Below are 5227 nucleotides of genomic sequence, written 5' to 3' on the forward strand. Positions count from 1 at the left end.
TGGAGGCCGTCGGCAGGTGCAGATGTGTATAAGAGCCGGGAAGGTCGCTCGGCCGCGATTGGGGGGATGCTCCGGCGCCTCCGCCAGGCGGAGACGGGGCGTCACGCAGCCCTCGGTCCGGGCGAAATGCGTCGCCCAGTCGTCCCGGTCCCGCGCCGCGAACAGGGCGGCGAGCCGGTCGTGCAGTGCGGCCCAGCCGGTCCTGTCATGCTGAGGCGCTTCGGACGGATTGATCCCAAGGCCCGCCAGCAGCGCGGCGTAGAAGCGCGGCTCCAGCGCCGCGACCGCGACGAAGCCGCCGTCCCGACAGGCGTAGCAGCGATAGAAGGGCGCGCCTCCGTCCAGCAGATTGGCTCCGCGGCGCTCGCTCCATAGCCCTTGCCCGCGCAGAGCCTGGAACAGGCCGCCCAACAGGGCCGCGCCGTCGGTCATGGCGGCGTCCACGATCCGGCCCCGTCCGGCGGTCCTGGCCTCCAGCAGGGCCGCCAGCACCCCTGTCGTCAGCATCATCGCCCCGCCGCCGTAATCGCCGACCAGGTTCAGCGGCGGGGGCGGCGGGCGGTCCGCCTCGCCCATGGCGTGCAGCACCCCCGACAGGCCGATATAGTTCAGGTCGTGCCCCACGGCGTCGGCCAGCGGCCCGGTCTGGCCCCAGCCTGTCACCCGACCGAAGACCAGGGTCGGGTTGCGGGCGTGCAGAACCTCGGGACCATAGCCCAGCCGTTCCATGACCCCCGGACGGAAGCCTTCGATCACGGCGTCCGCGCCATCGATCAGGCGCAGGATCCGCTCGCGGTCGCTGTCGGACTTCAGGTCCACGGGTACGGCGGTCCGTCCGCGATGCAGCAGGGCCCCGCCCACCTCGGCGAAAACGGGGGCGCCCGCCGAGGCCGCGCGGGTCAGACGCAGCACCTCGGCCCCCATGTCGGCCAGCATCAGGCCGGCGAAAGTCACCGGCCCCAGGCCGTCGAACTCCAGGATGCGCAGTCCGTTCAGCGGTTTCATACGCATTGAGTAGCAGACCCGGTCTTGACCGGAAGAGCGGATTGCAACAGAAGGCGCCCTTCGACGGTTCGGGCCAGTCCTGAACGTCGCACGGTGCGTCCTTAGCTCAGTTGGTTAGAGCATCTGACTTTTAATCAGAGGGTCCTCGGTTCGAGCCCGAGAGGACGTACCATTTCTCCCTTTTGCGGAGCCCCCCCCGATGAGCCAGCCCGTCTTCTTCGCGGTCGAGACCGGCGGGACCAAGATCGTATGGCGCATCGTCGATGCGGCGGGCGTCGTGCTGGACGAGGGTCGGTTTGCGACCGGGCGGCCTGAGGCGGCGGTCGAGGCGCTTGTCGCCGCGGCGGCCGAACGGCCGGTCGCCGGGCTGGGCGTCGCCAGCTTCGGGCCTCTGGTGGTCGATCCGGCTTCGCCACAGCGCGGGCTGATGCTGGCCACGCCCAAGCTGGGCTGGACCGGGTTCAATCTGTCCAGGACCCTGGCGGACCGTCTGGGCGCCCCTTTCGCCGTGGATACCGACGTCAACGCCGCCGCCGTGGCCGAGGCCCGACTGGGCGCGGGCCGTGGGGCGCGGGCCGTGGCCTATGTCACCGTGGGCACGGGGATCGGCGGCGGCCTGTGCGCGGACGGCCGGACGCTGAAGGGCGCGCTGCATCCGGAGATCGGTCATCTGTTCGTGCGCCGGGTCGAGGGCGACGTCCAGGCCAGCGCCTGCCCCTTCCATGCCGATTGCGTCGAGGGGCTGGCGGCCGGGCCGGCGGTTCAGGCGCGGCTGGCGGGGCGACGCCTGGAAGACGCGGATGCGGTGCGGGCGGCGGTCGCCGATTATCTGGGGCAACTGGTCGCCGGCCTGGTGTTCGCCTGGGCGCCGGATCGGATCGTGTTCGGCGGCGGCGTCATGTCCACGCCGGGCCTGATCGCCGAGGTCGAGGCGGCGGCGCGACGCCGGGTCAACGGCTATGGATCGGCGGTGGTGATGGGCGAGGGCGGCTATCTGGTGGCGGCCGAGCGTGAGCACGCCGGGCTGGATGGGGCGATGCTGATGGCGCGGGATCTGGCCGCCTGATCGCGGATAGACGCCGCCGAAGGGCGCGGGGGTTTTGATCGCGACGGCCGGGCGTGATCTAAAGGCCGGATGAAGCCGATCCTCCCTCTGGCCCTCGGGGCCGTCCTGCTCGCCGGCTGCAACGCCGGGCGTTCGGCCATGAGCGGCGCGGAACAGGTCGGGGCGGGGTTGGGCGACGCCGTCACCGCCCCGCTGGACGATTTCAATCTGCGGCGTCAGCTGATTCCGACGGTTCTGCTGCAGGCCGAGGCCAATCCCTATGACCTGCGCAATCTGAATCAGTGCTCGACCATCGGCGCCGAGGTGGTGCGGCTGGACGAGGCCCTGGGGCCCGACACCGATGAACCGCCGCGCCAGGACGGCTCCTATCGCAGCGAACAGGCGGCCGATGCGGCGGCCAAGGCGACGCTGGACGCCATTCGCGGCACGACCACCGATTTCATTCCGGGCCGCAGCTGGATCCGTCGGCTGAGCGGGGCCGAACAGCACAGTCGTCATGTCCAGTCGGCCATCCAGTCGGGGCGGATGCGGCGGGCCTTCCTGAAGGGGATCGGCATGCAGAGGAACTGCGCCCCGCCGGCGGCCCCCAGCTGGTTCCGGCCGAAGCGGTAGGGGCGGCTTGGCCGTTCGACCCACGACCGACAGGATCTAACGTCTGCCGGCAGGCCGGCGCTTGTCGGTGCGATCGCCTCTGATCTGAACCGCGCCGTCCTTGGCGAAGGCCTCGAAGGAGGATTTGTCGATGTTGCGGAACTCGCCGGTCCGGTCCCAGTCCCAGTCGAAGGATATCCGTTCGCCCTTGTGCGCGAACTTGCCGGACCAGTGGGCGAAGAAGGAATATTTGTCGCCGCCGATGATGATGACATGGCGGTGCAGGGCCGTCTCGTTCCCCGCATCGCGGGGCGGCTCTTCCAGATAGGTGTTGTAGGCGTGGAAGCCTGACTTCTCGACGCGCATCAAATGGTTCCGGGGGTCAGTTCGACACATGCCGCGCATGGAAGTCGCGGCGGAACTGTTCGAATCGGCCTTCCGAAATCGCGGCGCGCATGGCGGCGGTCAGGGCCTGGTAGAAGGCGATATTGTGCCAGCTGAGCAGGACCTTGCCGAGGATTTCGTCGGCGCGGATCAGGTGGTGCAGATAGGCTTTGGAATATTGCGACGACGGCCCGTCGATGGCGGGGTCCAGCGGATCCTGGTCCTCGGCGAAACGGGCGTTCTTCAGGTTCAGCGGACCGTCCCAGGTCCAGGCCTGGCCGTGGCGGCCGGCGCGGGTGGGCAGGACGCAGTCGAACATGTCCACGCCGCGATACGCCGCCTCGACCAGGTCGATCGGCTTGCCCACCCCCATCAGATAGCGGGGACGGTCGGCGGGCAGCATCTCGGGGGCGTAGTCCAGCACCTCGCACATGGCCTGGTGGCCTTCGCCCACGGCCAGACCGCCGATGGCGTAGCCGTCGAAGCCGATCTCACGCAGCTGGTCCGACGACTGGCGACGAAGGTCCTCGAAGGTCGAGCCCTGCTGGATGCCGAACAGGGCCTGGTTTTCCCGCTCGCCGAACCGGGCCTTGGAGCGGGCGCCCCAGCGGATCGACAGTTCCATGGCCTTCTGGGCCGCGTCCTTCTCGGCCGGATACGCCACGCACTGGTCCAGTTGCATCGAGATGTCGGCGCCGATCCGGTCGGCCTGGATCTCGATCGAGCGTTCGGGCGTCAGGACGTGTTTGGAGCCGTCGATGTGGGAGGAGAAGGTCACGGCCTCTTCCTTCACCTTCGAGATGCCGGCCAGGGACATGACCTGGAAGCCGCCGCTGTCGGTCAGGATCGGCTTGTCCCAGCCCATGAATTTGTGGAGACCGCCCAGACGCTCCATCCGCTCGGGGCCGGGGCGCAGCATCAGATGATAGGTGTTGCCCAGGATGATGTCGGCGCCGGTCGCCTTGACCTGGTCCACCGTCATCGCCTTCACCGTCGCGGCCGTGCCGACCGGCATGAAGGCCGGGGTGCGGATGTCGCCGCGCGCGGTCTTCAGCACGCCGGTGCGGGCGCGACCCTCTTTGGCGGAAATCTCGAAGGGGAAGGGCATCAGGCGATCAGTCGTTCAAGCTGTTCGACCCGCGCCAGATCCTTGGGGCGGCCGAACAGGCGGTAGAGGGCGATATGGTCCCGGATGTCGGGCACGAACAGCGGGACGTCGTCGATGAAGACCGGACGGCGCGACGTAAAGGCCACCGGCCGCCATTCGGCGCCGTCGCGGGTCTCCAGATCGGCCATGACCTCGACCAGGATCGGCTGATCCGGGGCGCGGCCGAAGACGGCCGAGCGGAACAGGCCCTCGCCCGGATCGGCCACGACCTGGCCGTCCAGCGCCGCCAGCAGGGCGCGGGCGTCGCGCGGGGCGCACAGGACGTCGATGTCGGGCACATGCAGGTCGGTCAGGCCGTACAGCGCCATGGCCGCCCCGCCGAAGATCCACCAGGGCTCGCGCAGATCGCGCGCGGCCTCGCCAACGGCGATCAGGCCGTCCTGGAGATCCTGCGGAAGGTCGCTTTGGAAGTCGTCGAGGGACAAGGGGGGCTCGTTTTCGTCAGCAGGCGGCATTTAAGGGGTTGGGCGGCGGAAGGCTACAGACATGCGGCGTCATCTTCGCGCTTTCGTTGCGAAGTTTATGGAGGGCTGGGCGGGGCGCCGGGCCTTCGCCCGGAGTTTGATCTAGAAATACCGTTTCGACGAAGGTTTGACGCCCCGCGCGAATGGTTGGCCTGCAAGCTCGGGGCGCCGAGCGGTGGCGGTCTTATCGCCTAACCCCATAAGCCTGCGACGGGTCGGCGGTCCCTGCGAAGAACCGTCCCGAGTGCGATCGAGTATCCCCCTCGACCCTCCGGCGACGTCCGGAGACGCCGTCGGCGCGGAGGAGTTGCACCCCCGCTCCCGTTCCATCCGCTCCCGCCGCCGCAAGGTCGCAGGCCAAGCGAGCCCTCCAAGCGACGAGACCGGGCGTGATTATAGGGGACGGGGAAACCCTGGCGGGAAAGTCGGGGCGAGAAACTGACAAGCCGTTGGAATCGTTACGGCAGGACCAGCGTCATTGTGACAGTTGGGGCCGTTCGGGCCCCCTCCGTCTCGCCGGCTTCGCCGGCGATCCACCTCCCCCAGGGG

General features: G+C 69.1%; 6 protein-coding genes and 1 tRNA gene. 3 read left to right on the forward strand and 4 right to left on the reverse strand.

The features are described from left to right. On the reverse strand, positions 1 to 1011 hold a 1011-nt coding region (locus ER13_RS15860; protein ID WP_052005165.1), incomplete at its 3' end, for a CaiB/BaiF CoA-transferase family protein. An 89-nt stretch (positions 1012 to 1100) separates the two neighbouring features. Between ER13_RS15860 and ER13_RS15865 the strand changes: the two genes are divergently transcribed. From ER13_RS15865 to ER13_RS15875, 3 genes are all read left to right on the forward strand, one after another. After that, a tRNA-Lys gene (locus tag ER13_RS15865) sits at positions 1101 to 1177 on the forward strand. A gap of 27 nt (positions 1178 to 1204) precedes the next feature. Next, positions 1205 to 2071 carry an ROK family protein gene (locus tag ER13_RS15870; protein ID WP_035310822.1) on the forward strand — a complete coding sequence of 289 codons (867 nt, stop codon included), beginning with the start codon at positions 1205 to 1207 and terminating at the stop codon, positions 2069 to 2071. Between the two features lie 69 nt (positions 2072 to 2140). Continuing rightward, on the forward strand, positions 2141 to 2683 hold the full coding sequence (locus tag ER13_RS15875; RefSeq protein ID WP_035310824.1) for a hypothetical protein: 543 nt from the start codon (positions 2141 to 2143) through the stop codon (positions 2681 to 2683). A 36-nt stretch (positions 2684 to 2719) separates the two neighbouring features. On the opposite strand, the gene ER13_RS15880 is transcribed toward ER13_RS15875, so the two are convergent. The 3 genes from ER13_RS15880 to ER13_RS15890 are packed head-to-tail and all read right to left on the reverse strand — an operon-like array spanning position 2720 to position 4639. Beyond that, positions 2720 to 3028 carry a hypothetical protein gene (locus ER13_RS15880; RefSeq protein ID WP_035310825.1) on the reverse strand — a complete coding sequence of 103 codons (309 nt, stop codon included), beginning with the start codon at positions 3026 to 3028 and terminating at the stop codon, positions 2720 to 2722. A gap of 16 nt (positions 3029 to 3044) precedes the next feature. Further along, a complete protein-coding gene (gene tgt / locus ER13_RS15885; RefSeq protein WP_155988184.1) occupies positions 3045 to 4157 on the reverse strand; it encodes a tRNA guanosine(34) transglycosylase Tgt in 1113 nt (370 codons plus the stop codon). Then, positions 4154 to 4639, reverse strand: a complete 486-nt coding sequence (locus tag ER13_RS15890) for a hypothetical protein (protein ID WP_035310830.1) — start codon at positions 4637 to 4639, stop codon at positions 4154 to 4156. The genes tgt and ER13_RS15890 overlap by 4 nt, the downstream gene beginning before the upstream one ends. Positions 4640 to 5227 lie beyond the last annotated feature (588 nt).

This window comes from Brevundimonas sp. EAKA (assembly GCF_000698025.1).
Classification (GTDB): domain Bacteria; phylum Pseudomonadota; class Alphaproteobacteria; order Caulobacterales; family Caulobacteraceae; genus Brevundimonas; species Brevundimonas mediterranea_A.

Bases quoted from the DNA above. Each gene is read 5' to 3' on its own strand.
- ER13_RS15880 (WP_035310825.1), bottom strand. From the start codon at position 3,028: ATGCGCGTCGAGAAGTCAGGCTTCCACGCCTACAACACCTATCTGGAA.
- ER13_RS15870 (WP_035310822.1), top strand. From the start codon at position 1,205: ATGAGCCAGCCCGTCTTCTTCGCGGTCGAGACCGGCGGGACCAAGATC.
- ER13_RS15875 (WP_035310824.1), top strand. From the start codon at position 2,141: ATGAAGCCGATCCTCCCTCTGGCCCTCGGGGCCGTCCTGCTCGCCGGC.